11 protein-coding genes are annotated in these 18,667 nt (G+C 51.3%); 1 reads left to right on the top strand and 10 read right to left on the bottom strand.

The annotated features are described in order from the left end of the window. Positions 1–271: 271 nt before the first annotated feature. Positions 272–3,232 (bottom strand): HEAT repeat domain-containing protein, encoded by a 2,961-nt coding sequence (locus HY774_14850; GenBank protein MBI4749764.1) that lies wholly within the window; start codon positions 3,230–3,232, stop codon positions 272–274. An 85-nt stretch (positions 3,233–3,317) separates the two neighbouring features. Between HY774_14850 and HY774_14845 the strand changes: the two genes are divergently transcribed. Then, positions 3,318–3,674, top strand: coding sequence for a hypothetical protein (locus HY774_14845; protein MBI4749763.1), 357 nt, complete (start codon positions 3,318–3,320; stop codon positions 3,672–3,674). A 2-nt stretch (positions 3,675–3,676) separates the two neighbouring features. Here HY774_14845 and HY774_14840 read toward each other — a convergent pair whose 3' ends face one another. The 9 genes from HY774_14840 to HY774_14800 all read right to left on the bottom strand — a co-directional run bounded on the left by HY774_14840 (position 3,677) and on the right by HY774_14800 (position 18,559). Next, complete coding sequence (locus tag HY774_14840) at positions 3,677–9,019, bottom strand: HEAT repeat domain-containing protein (protein ID MBI4749762.1); 5,343 nt, start codon at positions 9,017–9,019, stop codon at positions 3,677–3,679. 255 nt (positions 9,020–9,274) lie between these two features. Next, positions 9,275–9,949 (bottom strand): response regulator transcription factor, encoded by a 675-nt coding sequence (locus HY774_14835; protein MBI4749761.1) that lies wholly within the window; start codon positions 9,947–9,949, stop codon positions 9,275–9,277. A 129-nt stretch (positions 9,950–10,078) separates the two neighbouring features. After that, entirely contained in the window at positions 10,079–10,843 is a 765-nt protein-coding gene (locus HY774_14830) for a 4Fe-4S dicluster domain-containing protein (GenBank protein ID MBI4749760.1), read from the bottom strand. 179 nt (positions 10,844–11,022) lie between these two features. Next, positions 11,023–12,540 carry an NADH-quinone oxidoreductase subunit C gene (locus HY774_14825; GenBank protein ID MBI4749759.1) on the bottom strand — a complete coding sequence of 506 codons (1,518 nt, stop codon included), beginning with the start codon at positions 12,538–12,540 and terminating at the stop codon, positions 11,023–11,025. Continuing rightward, the gene (locus tag HY774_14820; GenBank protein ID MBI4749758.1) at positions 12,537–13,892 is read right to left on the bottom strand and encodes a hydrogenase; all 1,356 of its coding nucleotides are present in this window, start codon (positions 13,890–13,892) and stop codon (positions 12,537–12,539) included. The genes HY774_14825 and HY774_14820 overlap by 4 nt, the downstream gene beginning before the upstream one ends. 289 nt (positions 13,893–14,181) lie before the next feature. Then, the gene (locus tag HY774_14815; protein ID MBI4749757.1) at positions 14,182–14,832 is read right to left on the bottom strand and encodes a hydrogenase; all 651 of its coding nucleotides are present in this window, start codon (positions 14,830–14,832) and stop codon (positions 14,182–14,184) included. Then, a complete protein-coding gene (locus HY774_14810) occupies positions 14,832–15,752 on the bottom strand; it encodes an NADH-quinone oxidoreductase subunit H (protein ID MBI4749756.1) in 921 nt (306 codons plus the stop codon). The genes HY774_14815 and HY774_14810 overlap by 1 nt, the downstream gene beginning before the upstream one ends. A 162-nt stretch (positions 15,753–15,914) precedes the next feature. Beyond that, positions 15,915–17,888, bottom strand: coding sequence for a hydrogenase (locus HY774_14805; GenBank protein MBI4749755.1), 1,974 nt, complete (start codon positions 17,886–17,888; stop codon positions 15,915–15,917). Continuing rightward, positions 17,885–18,559, bottom strand: a complete 675-nt coding sequence (locus tag HY774_14800; GenBank protein ID MBI4749754.1) for a PTS sugar transporter subunit IIA — start codon at positions 18,557–18,559, stop codon at positions 17,885–17,887. Before HY774_14800 ends, HY774_14805 begins: the two co-directional genes overlap by 4 nt. Positions 18,560–18,667: the final 108 nt, after the last annotated feature.

Genomic DNA, 18,667 nt, shown 5'->3' with positions numbered 1-18,667 from the left:
AGCGTTGTAAAATAGCCGTGGTGCGAAGCCCACGGGCCCGGCCAGGAGGAAGTTCAAGCCCTGCAAGGGCGTTGTAGAATGAGCGAGTGTTTGGGCCTAAGAATCAAACAAAGAATTACTGCGCCAGTGGTTCTGTCTGGCCTATGTGATTGCAAAACAAAGAAAAACTGGAAAGAACTGGAGGTTGGTTATTTTCAATTCAGGCAATGAATCGGCAATCCCGGTGCCCGTTCCTGGGAAAACCGGATGTCAGAACGGAACACCTGATGAATTATTCTTCAAGGATCATTTGGGCATACCCTCGGGTTTCTGGAGAAAGGGACGGGTTTGCCACATATTGGGCCAAAATCGGGCGGGCAAACGCCAGTTTGGACCGATCTCGGACACGAAAATGGAGTAATGCCACAAGTCGATGAACAGGATATCGCTTGATTTGTTGCAACCACTGTACAATGACCGGCTCAATCGTTTTATCTCCGAGCAGCAGGAGCCCCACGGCGGCTTCAACCGAGTCTTTCGCAGCGATACAGCGCAATATTCCTTTTGTTTGTTCAACTTCCGATGGCGGACACTTCTCCAGATGGTTAATTCTAAGGTCCATTGCAAACGCACTCTCTTGTTGGAGTTGGAATCGAACATAGGGTTGAACTGTTTCTAAACCAATGGCCAGAAACGCCCGATCAAAATCCTCGGGACGAAGTAACCAGCGCAAGCGGCAGGCATCGTGGTCGTAATAATCCGCCTGTGGGTGAGCCAGGAGTGGGGTGTTGGTATTTAATTTTTGGTACTGTCGCTCGAGTCCCCGATTCAGCTCATCAGTCCGAAATCCGAACTTCATCCAGGATTCAATGCCCGCACCTTCACGGTACATTTTCATTAGGGTTGGAATGGCTGCTTTGGCCTTGAGTTCGCCCAGCGCCCAAATAACGCCGGCCCTGACCAGGCTCGACTCGGTTTGGAGCGCCTGAATCAACAGCGGAATCGAAGCCGGGTCCTTGAGTCCCGCACAGGCATAGGCGGCGTTGCGTCTCACGAGCATATTCGGAGAGGCCAGCGCCTGATGAATAGTGGGAACGATGCTTTTGTCGGTACGGATAAAAATTCGTTTCAGAAATTCATCATAGGACTCAAACCGGCTACAACAGTCTGGAGGTTGAGAGTTAAGCAGGAGTTGTAACAATTGTGGATTCTTGGAAACTGCTTCCCCAAGGGCTTTAAAACAATCTTCTCGCTTTTCCTGATTGGGATTGCCAATCAATTGCTGAACAAAAGCTGAGGTGATTGGTTGACCACAGGGATTGTCTACCTTGGGTTGTGGCTCGATAGGGGGCGGTGTCTTGTGCTGAATTTGAGCTGACGGACGGTTGATGGGACTGGTTTGCCCAGGTGGTCTAGGCTGGGAAGTGGAGAGGCGGCCAGGAATTCCTGTTTGTGGTGTCACCTTGTTATCTGATGAGGTGGCACGATTCCCAACTGACGTGGTGTCGGATTTGATTGAATCCAGAGCGCGCCGAAATTTTGCGTTGTCTGGGTCTGCCGCCACAATGGCTTCCAGAAATGGTCGGTGCCATTCTTTTTTCTGGCTTGAAATAAGCGCTTCCCATCGTGTGAACTGATACTCGTCAAGCCTCTGAATTTTGGCCAGCGAGACAAGTACATCAATGACTGTTTTGGGATCATCACTCAACCACGCCAGGGACGCCCTTCGAAGCGGATAGTCCGCATACAGTTCAGCATGGGTTCGAATCCAGGTTGTCAGTTCGGTTTGTTTTCCAGCAATTACAAAGAGGTTGCAAATCTGGTCAAACTCCAGATCTCTCAAAATGGCCTTGTTTTCGAGCAACTGCAATCCGACGCGCAGTGTGTTTTCAACCTCGCCCAGCGTCGAATAAGCGAAAAATAAATGTTTCAAAATACCATTGGGATAAAACCCTTCACGGTATCCATAATCGCTTCTATCCTTTGGGAACCGTTGCTCCTGCCATTTATCTTCTTCTGGGTCAGGCATCGAAAGCGGTTGTTTGGGAAGCTTCAGGCATTGTTCAAACTGGGAAATGGCTTCAGGCAGGCGGTTATATCGTTCATAAATCAGCCCCGAGCGAAAGGCGACTGTCAACGGATTAAACCCGGCCTGGCGCAGGTATTCCAGTTCAAGTGCAATGGCTTCGTCCTCTTTTCCCTCCAGTTGTACAATTCGAGCCAGCACCCTCCGCATTTTGAAATTTCCGGCTTGAATCTGGCTTTCAAGGACCTGTTTCAACGTTGCCGTGAGACCCAGTAAGGAAAACTGTCCATACACCAGCCGAATAAATAAGGGTTGGGTAAACCAGGCTGGCCTCGTCAAATAAAGAAGGTCATCTGAATTTATTGTCATTCTGTCGCGCCATGCCTGGATTTCAGGATTTTTGGCTATCGGACTGTATGGGGAATAAATTGTTTCCGGATAGCGGTCCAGATTCACCCTGAGCAAGGCGTTCACCAAAATATCGAGCCCTCGATTTCGCTGTTGATATTTGGTCAGAAAGAAGGCGTATTCGAGGGCAAACTGTAAGCCCGGTCCAAACAATTGACCCTCAAGCGCGACAAATTGATGAATTTTCCAAATCCGTTCAAATTCTTTGGCAGCTTCATCCCAGTCGCCAAGCGATAAAAATCGTTGCAAGAGCAAGTTGTCAGCCTGACTTCCTGGTCCATAATGAAAAGGCTTTAACGTGAAAAATGAATTTTCCAGACCCGGTGAACCGGAGGTAGATCCTGACAGATTTCCATGTATCCCAATCACCTGAGGGCTAACCGGATAATAAGGACGTGGTAGCTCACGCTCGTCCCAGGTTTGGAGGACGGTTTGATCGAGTGACGCGGTAAACGTTTTGTAACAGGTTAAGGCTTCCTTCGATGAGCCAAGTTTGAAGAGTAATTCACCCTGTATCAGCCAGAGTCGTGGGTCGGGCCGCGATCCTGGTTCGGATTCAATTGACCTGAGAAGTTCAAGATAGCCTTTGGGGTCAGTTTGGGCGATGCGAAGAGCGAGGTGTTCCGCATTGGGAATTTTTATATAGAGGGCAAAGGCTTGCTGTTTGAGACCAGCTTCTTCCAGCTTTTTGGCCTGGGCAATCTTGTCCTCTGGGGACTGCCAGTGCTGAGAATTTGGCTGACCAGCCAGCACCGACCCATATCCAAGCAGTATCCAAACAATGCCACACAATATCTGCAGAAATCTGGATTTCCTCATCGTTCCCTCCGGTCACATGGTGTGAATTTCTCAAAGAATGATTCTCGTCGCTTCAGTACTCAGTACAAGTCCCCATAAATAAAGGGTGGAAATTCGGTTCCTCCGAATTGGCTTTCGCCCGGATGGGCGCCGGACAATAGCCGGTGGTTTGCCGCTTTGGGCACACCACCGGAGCGTCGGTCCGCAGTGGTTTGCGCCCGGATGGGCGCTGGAAGCTGGTTCGGGTCTCGGTTCCCGTTGGATTTTCGGTTTCTCGCTCACCTGTGTGGCCCAGCGCCCATCCGGGCGCGAATCCTTGATGGTGACTCTGTCCGGTGGCCGCATGTCCAAAGCGACACTTGCCACCGGCTATTTTCCAGCGCCCATCCGGGCGAAAACCAATGTTTCTCCCAGAGAGTGGTCGAATTTCATCCCTCTTTTATGGGGAGTTGTACTCAGGTAATTCTATTCCTGAGCCAGTCTTTGAGCTTTTTTGCGAAGCTCCGAATCAAATGATGGATCGTTGGCCAATTGAAGCAAAATCGGGCGGGCAAATCTGAGTTGTGATTTGTCCTTTACCCGAGTGAGTTCAGATAATGCTGCTCCTGAACGGGAATTAGTTGGAGAAGATCGAGAGGAGATATCTTTCAACCAGTCCAAAATAACTGGCTCGATGGTTTGGTCCCCCCAAATGATCAGGTTCACGGCGGCTGAAAGTGACCTCTGTTCCGCAAAGTGTCGGCAAATCCCTTTGTTGTGTTCGACCTCAGCCGGCGGGCAATCTGCCAGATACTGCATCAGAGCCTGTGCGCTGCCATAAAGAGGATCTTCATAGATCCGGAGTCGGATATAGGGTTGGGTGTGCTGGGGACCAATCGCGATGAGCGCCTGATCCAAAGTACGGAAATCTAATAACCAGGACGTGGACCAGTTTGAGCTATAGTCAACAAAAGGTGGGGTTACCGGTACCGTACTCACCTTCAATTTCTGGTACTGGCGTTCCAGATCGCGGTTCAACTCATCTGTTCGAAATCCAAGACTGAAACGCCGCCCGACAGTGAATCCTTCAAAGTAAATTTTCATCAACGCCGGCACGGCTTCGTGGGCTTTGAGTTCCCCCAATGCCCAGACTACACCGGCCCGGACCAGACCTGATTCGGTTTTGAGGGCCTGAATCAACAGCGGAATCGAAGCCGGGTCCTTGAGTCCCGCACAGGCATAGGCGGCGTTACGTCTCACGAGCATATTTGGAGAGGCCAGCGCCTGATGAATGGTGGAGACAACACGTTTATTGGCGTAGGAAAAGATTCGTTTCAGGAGGTTCCGGTAAGCCTGAAAGTATCCTTCAGATTGAGGTTGCGAATTGAGCAGCAGTTTTAAGAGGTCAGGATTCTCTGAAACCGCAGTCCCGAGCGTGTAAAAACAAAGCTCAGTATCATTGTTTTCTCGAACAAACGGGCGATTGATAAGTTGCTGAATTGAGTCGGGAGTGATGGCGGAACCGCACGGGTGTTTCACCTGAGCCGCTTGATCAACAGGTATTCGCTTTTCAACCAAACGAGGTGATGCAAAGAGCGAAACCGGTTGAAACGGTGAGTGGTGGTCAGCCTGAAAGTATGTGGAAAGCCCCGGTGACGGCGTCATCTGGGCAGGAACTGGTCGAGAAACCAAAATGTTCTCAATGGGTTGTTGTGCCGAAGCCTGCGGAGACGTCGCCTGTTTTTTGGGCTCAGTTGGCGCCGGGTTTGAGAATTTCACCGGCCATTCCGAAGTCGTCATCTTCGGAAGCACGGCATTGGGCAAAATCATCAGTCCTCGCGTGCCGAGAACAAATGTCTTTCCGTCAATGACCTTTTTCCACTGAATTCGCCCGCCAAGATAGGGCATGCCTTCTTCATTATTCCCTGGACCTGGCTTTAGCTCGGTGCCATCGGTCACCAGCGACCGTTCAATGCGATGAGTTTGGAAATCATAAAACCCTGGCGACGCCGTGATTCTCAAGTCATTGATGGATTTGGGCCAGTACTCAACTTTGAGTTTTTGACCTTCGATGTCCACTGATTTGATTGGTAACGGCGGCAGCCCATCAAAGGAGCTTAACGATGTCAGCAGGTTGGTTTTTGGATCAATCAAGGTGAGAATGTCAGAATCGCTCGAGATTTTGTTGACCACAGCCAGTTGCTGCCCCATGGCGCCAGCCATCACCAGATTGGAGGCCAGTCCATCACGGGTCGTGAGGTTGCCAAGCACCTGAAAATTTTGGTTCAAAATGGTGATTCCAAAATTAGTTCCGACCCAAATCCGATTATGGTTGCTGTCCGGCACGACAAAATTCACATAATCGCCCCAAATCGTCCCCCAGTGCTGAGATTTCGTAAGCAAACGGAAATCACCCTCAGCAGAGAGCATCCCGAGACCTCCTGATTGACCAAAAAATTGAGGTTGGTATTGGTATCGTGATCTGAACTCATAATCTGGATGGGCATAGTTGTCCCCCCCAAAGGTGACGCACCCCACAAATGCGGAGTTATCTGGCAAACGAAGGCAAAAAGTTGGGTTATAGTCCAGAGGGATCATTTTCTTTGATTCAGGTCTGAACCACCCTATTCCAGCGATACCGCCATCCGGTAACCGGTAAATGCGACCAGTTCGCAGGGATAGAGGCAAATCAGACTCCATTTCCGTGAGCACCTGGTGTTGACGGGCCCGCAAGGCTTGTCGTTCAGCGTCAGAATTCAAAGCTGAATTTCGCAGAAATGAGGCTTTTCTGGTGGTTGGATCAACCAGGAGCAGCTCGCCTTGTGTCTCAAAAACAAATTTCCCCTGCCAGTGACCATAAAAACTGACCCTGCCATCAAGGGAGGATTGCGGTCTGGAAAGGCTGGTTTCAATTTCAACGGGAGTGATGTTCAAGGTTTGTGAGTCAATCAGACATAACTTTCCTTGAATCTGAGTTTTCTCCTTTTGAAAAAGAGTGGCCCAGACGTTACCGTTGATCAATCCCACCAGTTGGACTGCCTGTGCGAGGGGAGACTGAGGTTTGGTCCAACTGTCAGTGGCTGGATCATATCTCAAGCTCAGTACTTGATTTTCATCTCTGTCACTGGTTTGACCGATTTGAACCCAGATATAGCCTCTATCAATCAGCCATTTCACCTTTTCATAGCTGGACGTATCAGTCAGGTCTTTGAACGGATAGACCCGCAATTCACTGGTGAGCGTGTCATATTTGCGAAGCGAGGTTTGGGTGCTGATCCAGAGAATGTGACCTTGCCGGGCCAGGCTGGTCACGGCGTTTATTTTTTCTCGACGGCTGGGAATGGGAACAATCCGGTTGTTGTAAAGCTCTGTGGTTTGATATGCCTCTCGCTTTTCCTTTTCCGACAGTTCCTGATCACACGGAAATCCACTGACCGCATAGGTTTTCAAATCAACTCGCCTCACCCCCAGCTCGGTTCCGACCCACAAGGTATCCTGAATCACCGTCAGGTGGGACGCGGCACATTCCAGTGCCACCTGAGTGAGTAACTGTCCTGAAAAATTATAGACGGCCACGCCCCAGGGGTAACCAACATAGACTTGCTTCTGATCACGGCACAAACTCAGTACATTTTCATGGCCTCCGAACACCTGAATTCCTTGAGGTGTATTGGCCCAGGGCGGATTTGGTTTCGGATCGGAGACCAGTTTTTGACCAGCTATCACCCGTTTTAATTGTGTGGTGGCAACTTCCCAGGGAGATGATTCAAGCGCCTGGAGCAGTGTTTTTTGGTCTTCCACACGGTTCAAATGCTGAATGGCAATGGTCAGGGCGGTATTTCCCTGAAATAGCTCTATTCGGTTGAATGAGAAGGGAGTCAGATCAGCCTGACTCCAGGCTTGAGCCAGCTTCAGAGCCAGGGGAAGCATTTTTTCAACCTGACCTGTTTTTTCATACAGTCGCATCAAGGCATAAGCCAGCGCACTGTTTCGGTAGAACTTCTGTCGAGTCACCGAATCATTTGGCCGAATCCATTGAGTCGAGAGTTGTTCAAGGTTGGTGAGAAGTGCCGGGGTCGGCTCCAGGTGGTCAAAATAAAACGGAGGTTGACCATCAGAGCCATTCATCTTGAGGTGATTGAACCAGTAGACAAGACTCCCTGGCGTGATTAAGTCGCCTTCCGGTTTGAGCAAAGCAAATAGAAAAACCGGGTTTTTTGGGTCAGCCTCAAACAGGGCATTCAAAAATGGGCGAACCAGGTCTTTGTTTCGACTGGCAATCACGGCTTTCCAGCGTTTGAACTCTCCCTCATACATTTTCTTTTGTTTGGCCAAGGCCGCAAGTGCTTGAATCAGGACTACCGGGTCATCAGGGATGGGGTCCAATTCGAATTTTTGAGAGGGGAACGTCGTGGGTGGACTTGAACTGGTTTGTTCTTTGCGAGGGGCAGTTGAGCGTGGCAATCCAAATGGTGATTGAAGACCGCGTAATCGTGATTCGGCGGCCAGAGCTTTTTCGGTCTCGCCGAGTATAAAATAATCAACCACCAGCCGGTTAAAGACTTTTTCACGCAGAGAATCTGTGAAAAAGGTGGGCATGCCCGGTTCGCTGTATGCCTTCGTTGCGAGACGATCAACGTCATCCGGATCCGGGATTGAAATCGGTACGTTCCCAGCCTGAAGTGTTTGTTCCAACAGGGCGGTGGCTTCTCGCAGGCGGTTATATCGTTCATAAATCAGCCCTGAGCGATAGGTGACCGTAAATGGCGTAAAACCGGCCTGACGCACATATTCCAGTTCAGTTGCCAGCGCCTGGTCTTCGTTTCCTTCAAGCTGCAAAATCCGCGCCAGCACCCATCGGGCCTGGTTCCGGCCCTGGCGGATTTGCCGCTCAAGCGCCTGCTTCAGAACATCGGTCTGGTTATTCAACTGAAAGTATCCATACGCCAGGCGGATAAATTCACTTTGTGAGTATCCACTGTGAGCACTGGCCAGGTTTTGAAGGGTTTCATTGTCAACGGGCAGCGGAGTTGCCTGATTCGTTTGGTTCTGAAAGCTCTGGAAACGGGCTCTCCATCCTGGATTTTGTTCCAAATCAAGCTGTAAAAAGACATTGAGCAAAAGGTCCCAACTCTTTTGGGGTTGATTGGATTTGGTCAGAAAAAAAGCATATTCGAGCGCAAACCGCAGCCCAGGTCCGAACAATTGTTTCCCCTGTGCCGCCAGTTGATGAACTTTCCACATCCGTTCGAATTCTTTGGCGGCATCATCCCAGGCGCCGAGTGTCAGGAAGCGTTGGATCAGCCAGTTATCAGCGTGACTTCCCATCCCACCACGTGTCAAAGGCAACTGGAACACTCCGTTCTGTAATTCGAGTATGGTTGGACTTAAAGGGTAATAAAATGAGGGCACCCATCCCTTGTCCCAGGTCTGATCGGGTGTTTTCCCAATTGCCGCCACAAACTTGCGGAAGGCTGCCAGTGCTTCCTTATTTTTTCCCAAAGCCATCAACAAATCCCCCCGAACCAGCCAGAATCGCGGGTTACGAGGGTTTTTTGAAGTTGCTTCAAGCCTATCGAGTTCCGCCAGGTAGGTTTTCGGGTCGGTTGTTGCCATCTTTGCGGCATAACTCTCACCGCCAGGGAAATTGAAAAAAAGGGCAAAGGCTTCCAGCTTTTTCCCCTGAGCATCCAGGGCCAGTGCCTGGGAAGTTAATTCCTGCGGTGTCGGATCGGGCTTCTTCGTTTCCTGACGTGCAAACACTGGTATCCAGGTAAATAACATTCCTACAAAAAGACATATCACATGAACAAATCGCAATTTGTACATCTGACCCTCCAGGCAAACGGCGGTGCTTGTCAAATGACACCAGTCGGCTCAAAAGCAATTGAGGCTGTTTTTCACATGCCTCCAATGGCTAAACCACCGGGTTACAAACAGAAAAATACCGGGTTGAGGATGACTGACACCGAGAAATTCATTGACCTGAAGTCAAAACAATACCTGATTGCTTGTGTTATGGCCAATACTTTGAGAGGTGACCAGAGGATGGTCAGTTCAGCAGAGCGACCTGGGTGGGACGTGTCAACTCAATTTGTCAGGAGTTAAAATACCGATTTCCACCGCATAACGGACCAGATCCACCCGGTCTCGAAATCCGAGTTTTTGAAACACCCGTGCCCGATAGGTTTCCGCCGTTTTGATACTGACGCTCAGTGACGCTGCCACCTGCTGATTGGTGTACCCCTGGGCGAGAAGTTGAAGGACTTCGCGTTCGCGTTGGCTCAGAAGATGGTGAAAGGCATCGGTATTTTTGTCGGTGTCCGTGTTTTTTTTCCCAAGTAAATCCTGGATCAAATCATCACCCAGCGTGCGATCAATAAACACCTTCCCGCGATATACCGTGCGGATGGCGGCCAGCAACTCTGAATCAGCCGCCCGTTTGACGACATACCCCAAACTCCCTGCCGCCAGCGCTGATTTCAGGTAGGCCGGGTCTTCGTGCATGGTCAATACCAGCACTTTGGTTTTCGGACAAATCTGGAGGATTTCCTCAATCGCCTTGAGCCCGTTGATTCCCGGCATGGTGATGTCAAGCAACACGACATCCGGTTTCAGGGCCTGGGTTTTTTGCATTGCTTCCTGGCCATTTCCAGCTTCGTCAACCACATCCATATCCGGTTGGGCGCTGATGAGCATCCGGAGGCCGGCTCTCAGAATGGCATGATCGTCAACAATCAAAACATGAATCCTGGACATTTGGTGGCTCCCAGCTTTTTTGAATGACAGGGTTCGGGGTTCAGGGTTCAGGGTTCAGGGTTCGGGGTTCAGGGTTCAGGGTTCTCTTCCAGTTTTGTCTTTCAAACCCTGAACCCCGAACCCTGAACCCTATTCTTCCAGTCTTCCCAGCAAGCGCAATAATCCATCCAGAATGGTCAACGGATGTGGCGGGCATCCTGGAATGTACAAATCAACCGGAACGACTGATGCTGCCCCATTGTGTTGGGCTGGTAAGTCGAGAAACGGTCCGCCGGAAATGGCGCAGGCACCAACCGCAATCACCAGTTTTGGGGCTGCCACCGCCGCGTAGGTCTTTTCCAACGCCAGTTTCATATTCTCGGTCACGCATCCGGTAATCAACAAGCCGTCGGCATGGCGCGGCGAAGCGACCATCTGAATCCCAAACCGCCCGATGTCCCAGCCGACAGTTCCAAGTACATTCACATCAGCTTCACAGGCATTGCATCCACCCGCACTGACCTGCCGGAGCTTCAACGAGCGTCCAAACAACCGCCGGAGTTTGGTATCGAGCGCCTCAGCCAGCACCAGTTCTTCATCCTGAGCGACGACCAGAGCCTCACGTGAACGAGTCGCAAGCCGATAGTCTTGAAGATACGTCACAACCTGATGAGGGCAGGCATCCTGACAATCGGTGCAAAAAAGGCATCTTCCCAGGTCAATTTGGGCTTTGTCCGCAATGGTAATGGCGGCTGTCGGGCACGCATCGGCACACTTTCGGCAGCCATCAGGGCATTTGGCGGTATCCAGGATCGGACGCCCCCGAAAGCGTTCCGGTAAGGCCGGCGGTGGGCCATCAGGGAAGGACATTGTGCGGTGTTTTTGTTGAAATCGAGCGAGAAGTGCTTTGATCATGGCATTCAGGGTTCGGGGTTCAGGGTTCAGGGTTCTTTCAAGGGGTGAGGGATGAAGGATGAGGGATGAAAAAAATTCCCTTGTCTCCTTGTCTCCTTGTCATCTGGTTCAGGGTTCAGGGTTCAGGGCAAGGGCGGTGTAAATCACCTCGAAATCACGGTTTTTTCAACTCCAAATCCCTATAAATCATGCCCGCAATAGGACAGGTTGAAACTTTTATTGCACAACGGAAAATCTGAAATCTGCTGATTGCGGAGCGCCAGTGCCAGTGCTGTCCAGTTGTGAAAGGACGGATCCGTAATTTTGTAGCGCGAGAAACGACCTGCTGCATCGGTCAGGGCAACGTGGCACACTTCTCCGCGCCAGCCTTCGATGAGCGACACGGCCAGGCTGTTTGGCGCCAGTGGGCCGGTGGTACTGACGGGGCGCGGTTCGGGCATGGCAGTGAGTCGTTCCCGGATAAAACGTAAGGACCGACGGATTTCCAGCCACCGCACGTACGCCCGTGAATTCACATCTCCATAATGCGTCATGGCCACCGGCAGATTGACAAACTGATAAACCCCGGTCGGATGATCAGTCCGAACATCGTGCTCGACACCACAGGCGCGTGTCGTTGGACCGACGAACCCAAACTGAAGGCCCTGGTCACGAGTGACCACACCTGTATTTTCAAATCGGGCTAAAACTGATGGGGTATCCCAAAGTAACTCAACTGCCGAAACCAGGTCGGTTTCAGCCATTTCAAGTCGCTTAATGAGGTCTTTGGTCTGGTTGGAATCAAGATCAAAGCGGACTCCTCCCGGACGCAGCAGGTTTCTCCCAAACCGGTTGCCACAAAGGACTGCCGTCATATTGAGGAAATCACCCCGAATCCGCCCACAAAATGATTGGGTAGGCAGATATCCGACATCTCCGGCCAAAGCGCCAAGATCGCCGGTGTGGTTGGCCAGTCGTTCAAGCTCCAGTCCAATCGCCCGAATTACCTGTTCGCGAGCCGTGACCCTGGTTTGGGCCAGGGCTTCGAGATTCTGACAATAGGCCCACCCATGACCAAGCGTGGTATCGCCTGCGATAGCTTCGATTTGGCGCGGGGTTAATGGATGTGGCCCACCAATGAGCGCCGGTTCAATCCCCCGGTGTTGATAGCCAAGCGAAATTTCCAGGTGAAACACTTTTTCGCCATGACATTGAAACCGAAAATGCCCAGGTTCAATGACACCAGCGTGGACTGGACCAACGGCGACTTCGTGGATTTCGTCTCCAAAAACTCGATAAAAATCCATTTGTCCAATGGTTGGGCGTTCAACGGGCCTTGTTTCCAGCTCGCTGAATTGAAGAGGCGACGCAAAGCGAACTGGTTTTAGCCACGGATGCCCAATCGGCTGGAGATTGAACTGTTCGGCAATTTCTCGTTCAAACAGGTGAACCTGGGGGCAATCGGGCGTCATTGATGGAAACTGGCTGCCTGAAATGGAAGTCTTCCCGATAAATAAGCGGTTATGCTGATCATCAGCCAGAACCAGAACCAGTTCCACGCCAGGGGATTCTTCGGCAGCCTTCCCAAAAAACGAAGCGACCCGGTGCCCTTGCTGAACCCCCGCGAGCAACTCGGCTCGAAATGTTTCAAAATCCAGAGTGGGAATGTTGAGATAATCGGTCGCCTGACCGTTTGTCATGGAGGTGAACACGCTCATGGGTGGCCCTCCAGATAGAACGCTGCTTCGTTCAGTAAATTGGCCAGTGGTGATGGAAGAAATACCCCAAGCCCTAACACAAGCAGAAACAATAAGATAATTGGAAATACCGTTTGCGGGGTATCGTGAAAATTTCCAGGTACGCCAGCCGGTCCCGGTGTGCCTTGAACTATCGCCAAAACCGTGTTTCCCATCCCGATAAAAATGACGAGCAAGAGCACCAACATCAGTCCGACCACGCCAAATCGCCCGGTCTGAAAGGCTTGTCGGACAATAATGAATTCACTCATAAAGGGCCCAAACGGCGGGGAACCAGTGATGGCAATAAATCCGCCAAGAAATAATGCCCCTGAAACCGGAAGCCTGACGAGTGCGCCACGGACCTGATCGGTTGATTTGCTGCCATAGGCCCGGTGGATATTTCCGGAAGACAAAAAAAGAACCCCTTTCGCAAACGCGTTATTTAAGAGATGAAGGAGGGCGCCGAATATTCCCGGCCCCCCGAGTCCGATTCCCAGCACCAAAATGCCCATATGTTCGATGCTCGAATAGGCCAGCATTCGTTTATAGTCCTTCTGGCGCACCATAAACACGGCGGCAACCGCCATTGAAAGAAGGCCGATTCCAATCAAAATCTTGCTGGAAAAGCGTGATTCCTGAGCGGCATTCAAAATTGTCGTGACCCGGAAAATGGCAATAAACGCGCAACTGGTGACGCCGCCAGCCAGCAACGCCCCAACAATTCCTGGAGCTTCACCGTAGGCATCCGGTTTCCAGGTGTGCATCGGCGCCAGGCCCATTTTGGTGCCATACCCGACCAGGAGCGTGATAAACGCCGCCTGCAACCAGGGCTTTGAAAGCTGAGGCGCGGACTTTACCAGATCGTCGAACAACAGCGTTGATTCCAATCCGCTGTAGAGTGATGAGTAGGCCAGAAAAAAAGACCCGAGCAGCGCCAGGGCAATCCCAACCGAACAAATCAGAAGATATTTCCAGGCGGCTTCGAGCGAGTGCGGGGTTCGATTAAAAAACAGCAACGGCGCACTGGCCAACGATGTGGCTTCGATGGCCACCCACATCAACCCCAGATGATGAGTAAACGCCACCAGCGACATCATTCCCAAGAGAATAAGCAGACAGGCGCAAAATACCTGATTGGGTCGGTCCTGTCGGAGTCGAAGGTAGCCCGGCGCATAAAGCGAGCAACAAAAAAACAGGATGCTGATCGAGAGCAGGACAATTTTTCCGAGCGGGTCCAACTGCAACCAGCCAGTTTCAATCTGAATCGTCTCTTGATCTAAAGCGAGAACCACCATCACCAGATGGGCCAGTGCGACTACGGGTAATATCATTGGCCGGGCCCAGTTTGACCGGATGACATAGGCAATGCCGGCGGCGACCAGTGGAATTGTAAAAAGAAGGATAAGTAACACGATAATACCATTAGGGTTCAGGGTTCGGGGTTCGGGGTTCGGGGTTCGGGGTTCGGGGTTCGGGGTTCGGGGTTCGGGGTTCGGGGTTCGGGGTTTTCGAAAGGGCAATGATTCAACACACCCGCATCCCATAGCTTTTATGTCCTTTATGTCCTTTCCGTCGTTGAACCCCGAACCCCGAACCCCGAACCCTGAACCCTAAATTTCCTCACTCCTGCACGGTTGTCAGCGGTGCGGCTTCCAGAGAAGAAAAGGTCCGCTGGATGTACCTCAAAATAATACCCATCACAAAGACGCCAACTGAAAGGTCCAGCAACACACCGGTTTCGACCAGAAATGGCACGGCATCGAGCAGAAGTAACCCAAAAATAAAAATCCCGTTTTCAAGCGTGAGATACCCAACCACCTGAGTAATAGCTTTTTGCCGTGTTGTCAGGATCAAAAAACCAGTCAAAACCGTCGAAAATGATGCCGGCAAAATCAACGTGTTGGCCTGATTGGGTGCTAACGGCAGGGTATTGGCAAACAACACCGCCAGTCCGGTGCCCAGACCTCCAAGCAAGATTGACGGTGTAAACCCAAGCACGGGAGAGACTTCGCGTTGAATGCGAACTTCCCGAAGCGCCCGAATGAGTAACCACGGAATAAAGGCACCCTTGATAGCCATGGTGAGCAAACAAATGACAAGCAGTTCCCACCGAATCTGGTTTTGTCCAAACAGTGGCATCAATCCCAGAAGAAAACCCTGGAGCGCAACCGTCCGAATCACGGCCTGCATTCGACTGGACCCCAGCATTGGAAAGTTGAGCAGTACCACCAGAACGAGCAAGGAATTGAGGATAAAATCAGTTGTAATCATCATCGGACCAACAAGATGACGCCAAACGCCGACAGCAGGCAGGCTGAAACCAGCAGTTTGGGAATATTGACCAGTCGGAGTCGAGCCATAATTGATTCAATCACGCCAATCAAAACCGCCAGCAACCACAGCGACACCAAAAACAAGCCCCAGGCGGCTACCGGATGCGCCGGCCTGATGGGAACGGCCAGGTTGAGGACCAGCGCGGCAAAGAGGAAAAGCTTGATGGCGGCGCCATACAAAATCAGCCCCAATGCCGGTCCGCTATGATCAAGCACCATGACTTCGTGAATCATGGTCAGTTCCAGGTGTGTGTTGGGGTCGTCAAAGGGAATCCGGGAATTTTCCGCCAGCAGCACCAGAAACCAGCTTGCCGTGACCAGCACCAGTGGGGCCGCCGCCAATCCCCAGTTTCCAGCATATGAACCACCAAACATGGTGGTTAAGTTGATGGAATGGGTCAGTTTTGCCATCGCCATCAACCCCAAAAACAGGGCTGGCTCAGCCAGGCAGGCAAATGAAACTTCACGCGCCGCTCCCATTCCTTCAAAGGCAGAACCTGTATCAAGCGCTGCCGAAGCCGTGAAAAAGCGTCCCATTCCAAGCAGGTACGCCAGTAACACCATGTCACCGTCAAAGGAAACGGGGGCCGAATGGTGACCCAACGGAATAACCAGTGAAGCACCCAGTACGGTGACCAGTCCGATGACTGGCCCTGCCAGAAAAACCCAGGTTGTGGTCCGACTCAAGACCATTTCCTTTTGAAGGAGCTTGATCAAATCATAGTACGCTTGAAGCAACGGTTGACCGGCTCGCCCACCAAAAAACGCTTTGGTTTTATTGATAATGCCCAACAGCAGCGGCGGCACGGTCAAAACCAGAATCACATGTAGAAAGGCTTGCAAGAGTATCGGTCGCATAGGTTTAAGGATTCCCAGGGTTCGAAGACTCACCCTGGGCTACGAGCCTTCCTCTACTTCGTGGACTGATACCATTTTGGAATGGGATCCCCGCATTACAAAACAGTCAAGTAATTCAATCAAATAAACTTAATGAACTACTGACTACTGACTGACATCGATTCATTTCAAAATGAGGAGTATCAGCAACACGATGAAAATATAAAAAATGTAAGTTTGGGTGTGTCCATCCTGCAGCGCCTGCAGTCGGACAGCCGCCTGAGCAAGCTGTTGAAAAGCTGGGAGCAATCCCCGATCAAGCACGGTGTCCGGCACCCGGCTATGAAAAGTAACCGGCCTGGGAAAAGCATCGGTAATCTCAAGCCGTGGAACCTTGGGAAAAAGCGCCCAGCTCAAAAGTAACACCAGAATTTGCGCAAAAGATGAGGCCGTGTATTGCATCGTTGATGACGGCGCCGTATATCCGCAATCCCAGGTGCCAATTGGGGTTCCAATCGAACGAGGGATACGTCGCACCAAAAACCAGCCGCCAAGCAGAAAACCAGCCGCCAGAAAGATCCCGGCCCCACTCAACCATTCGAGCGGTGCCAGTTGTGACAGCGTGGTTGAGGTGGCTGGGGCCGACCAGCTTTGTATGACCGTTTGTAAGAGTGGCGCAACCAGAAACGGAATCATTCCAATCAGAAAGCATAGGCCCACCAGAACACTCATTGGATTGAGAATCAGTGGGCTTGATTCGTGAGCAGACTGGCACTCTGGGCTTCGCGATTCACCAAGGAAGACCACGCCATACACTTTGACAAAACAAGCAACAGCCAGCGCACCAATCAGAGCCAGAGCCGGAATGGCCACGGTTGCGACCCCCCAGGTTGCTGAATTTGGGCTGATCAGAACTTTGAATAACCCCAGGTAAATCAACAGTTCGCTGACAAAACCGTTGAGCGGCGGCAGGCCACAGATTGCCACTGCGCCAACCAGAAAACACAGGGCTGTTTTCGGCATCTGGTTTGCCAAACCACCCAAATGGTCAATTTCTCGGGTATGCGTCGCGTGAATGACCGACCCGGCAGCCAGGAACAGCAGCGCCTTAAACAGGCCATGATTCCAGACGTGTAAAATCGCTCCGGCCAGCCCAAGCGTTGTCCAGTCAGGTTGGTTCATTGCTCGTCCGACCAGTGCCAGTCCAAATCCAATAAAAATGATGCCGATGTTTTCAATGCTATGGTAAGCCAGCAACCGCTTGAGGTCATGCTGACCCAGCGCAAAGGCAACGCCTAGAATTCCGGAAATCACGCCCAGTATGAGCACCAGTGACCCCCACCAGAGCGGTGGTTGGGGAAACAGCCAGGCCACGCGAATGATGCCGTACACACCCATTTTGATGAGCACACCCGAAAGAAAAGCCGAAACATGGCTTGGGGCGTTGGCATGGGCTGATGGCAGCCAGATGTGGAGCGGAAACAACCCGGCTTTAATTCCAAATCCGGCCAGTGCCAGACCAAACAGCACATTGGCAACCGTCGGAGAAATCGAACCTGGAAGAATTGGATCAAGGGCAAATGACCCGCGAACGCTTCCCAGGAGGGCAAAAAAGCCAATCAAGAGCAATGTACTTAGATGCGTGGCGACAAAATAGATCCAACCAGCGGTTTGAACTTCTGGTTTTTCATCTTCGGTCGTGACCAGAAAGAAGGCTGAAAGCGCCATTCCTTCCCAGGCCATCAGAAAGAAAATTCCATCGTGGGCAATCACCAGCAGGGCCATGCTCGCTGTCATCAAACCATAGAACAGACGGAGTTTTCGCCCATTTGTCGGATGTTCTGATTGTTTCCAGTAGGCCAATCCATAAACCGCACCGATGCTTGAAATCAAGAAAATCGGAATCAAAAACGCGGCTGAAAGCGCATCCACCGACACCGAAACAGAGCCGATTGGAAGATTCCAGGATAGGGAGTTACAGGTGGCACCGTGGGGTTGAAACGCAATTGCCGCCCCAACCAGTCCCACCATCGAACCGAGCAAGGACAACCCAACTGACAATCGCTGGCCAGCCGGTGAAGTCCTTTGAAAGAAACAACCGGGGACTCCACTGACACTCCACAGAATGATGGCGGTGAGGATCAACCCCAAACTCATTGAATGGTCCTTTCGTCAGATTTCAGTGACGACTCAACCGTCTGTAATCGGCGCCGAACTGATTGAAAATCAGCCTGTTTCCTGACCAGTTCGGAAAATTGCGCGTCCATCAGGATTCTTCCCAATCGGGAGAGCCAGTGCAGGTGGATGCGGAATGTCGGAGAAATAAACAAAAAAAGCGCGTGCAGCGGAATGTGGTCAGAGGCAGTAAACTGAAACGGTGTCCGAAGATAACTCAATACAATTGAAGGTTTGAGGTTTGGGAGTACAATCGGGCTCCGGGCGCGAGGAATCCCAATTCCGTTTCCAAAGGCGGTAATGCCAAATTGTTTGCGGGTCAAGAGCATTTGATAGAGAAACTCTCGATCTGCTGGATTTGAGATTGGCAACCGCTCAACTGTCTGCTGCAGAACTTCGGGAATCGTGGCTCCCGCAATATTGGCCAGGAGATTGTCAGGCTGGAAAGCCGATTCAAGCGAGGGCAAATCGGGAGAGCTTTCAACGGCCACTGCAATGTGGTTGCCATGCGCCCACTCAACCAGTCGCACCTGGTTGAAATAGAATTGACCATTGAACAAAAGGGCGGGCAGGTTTTCCACCCGGATCCATTTGTAAATGGTTTCTTCTGATACTTGAAGCAAGTGGGCTGCTTCGGCCACCGTCAATTGCATACCTGTATTTCAAACCGTTGAAAGCTCTCGATCTGCTCCTGGCCGGTGAAGCCAGTCACAAAGGGGCGTTTGAAGATACAGTGCGCCGAAAGTCACGCTCCGTCTAGC

The organism is Acidobacteriota bacterium (assembly GCA_016208495.1).
GTDB lineage: Bacteria > Acidobacteriota > Blastocatellia > Chloracidobacteriales > Chloracidobacteriaceae > JACQXX01.
This window is presented reverse-complemented; position numbering and strand designations above follow the sequence as displayed.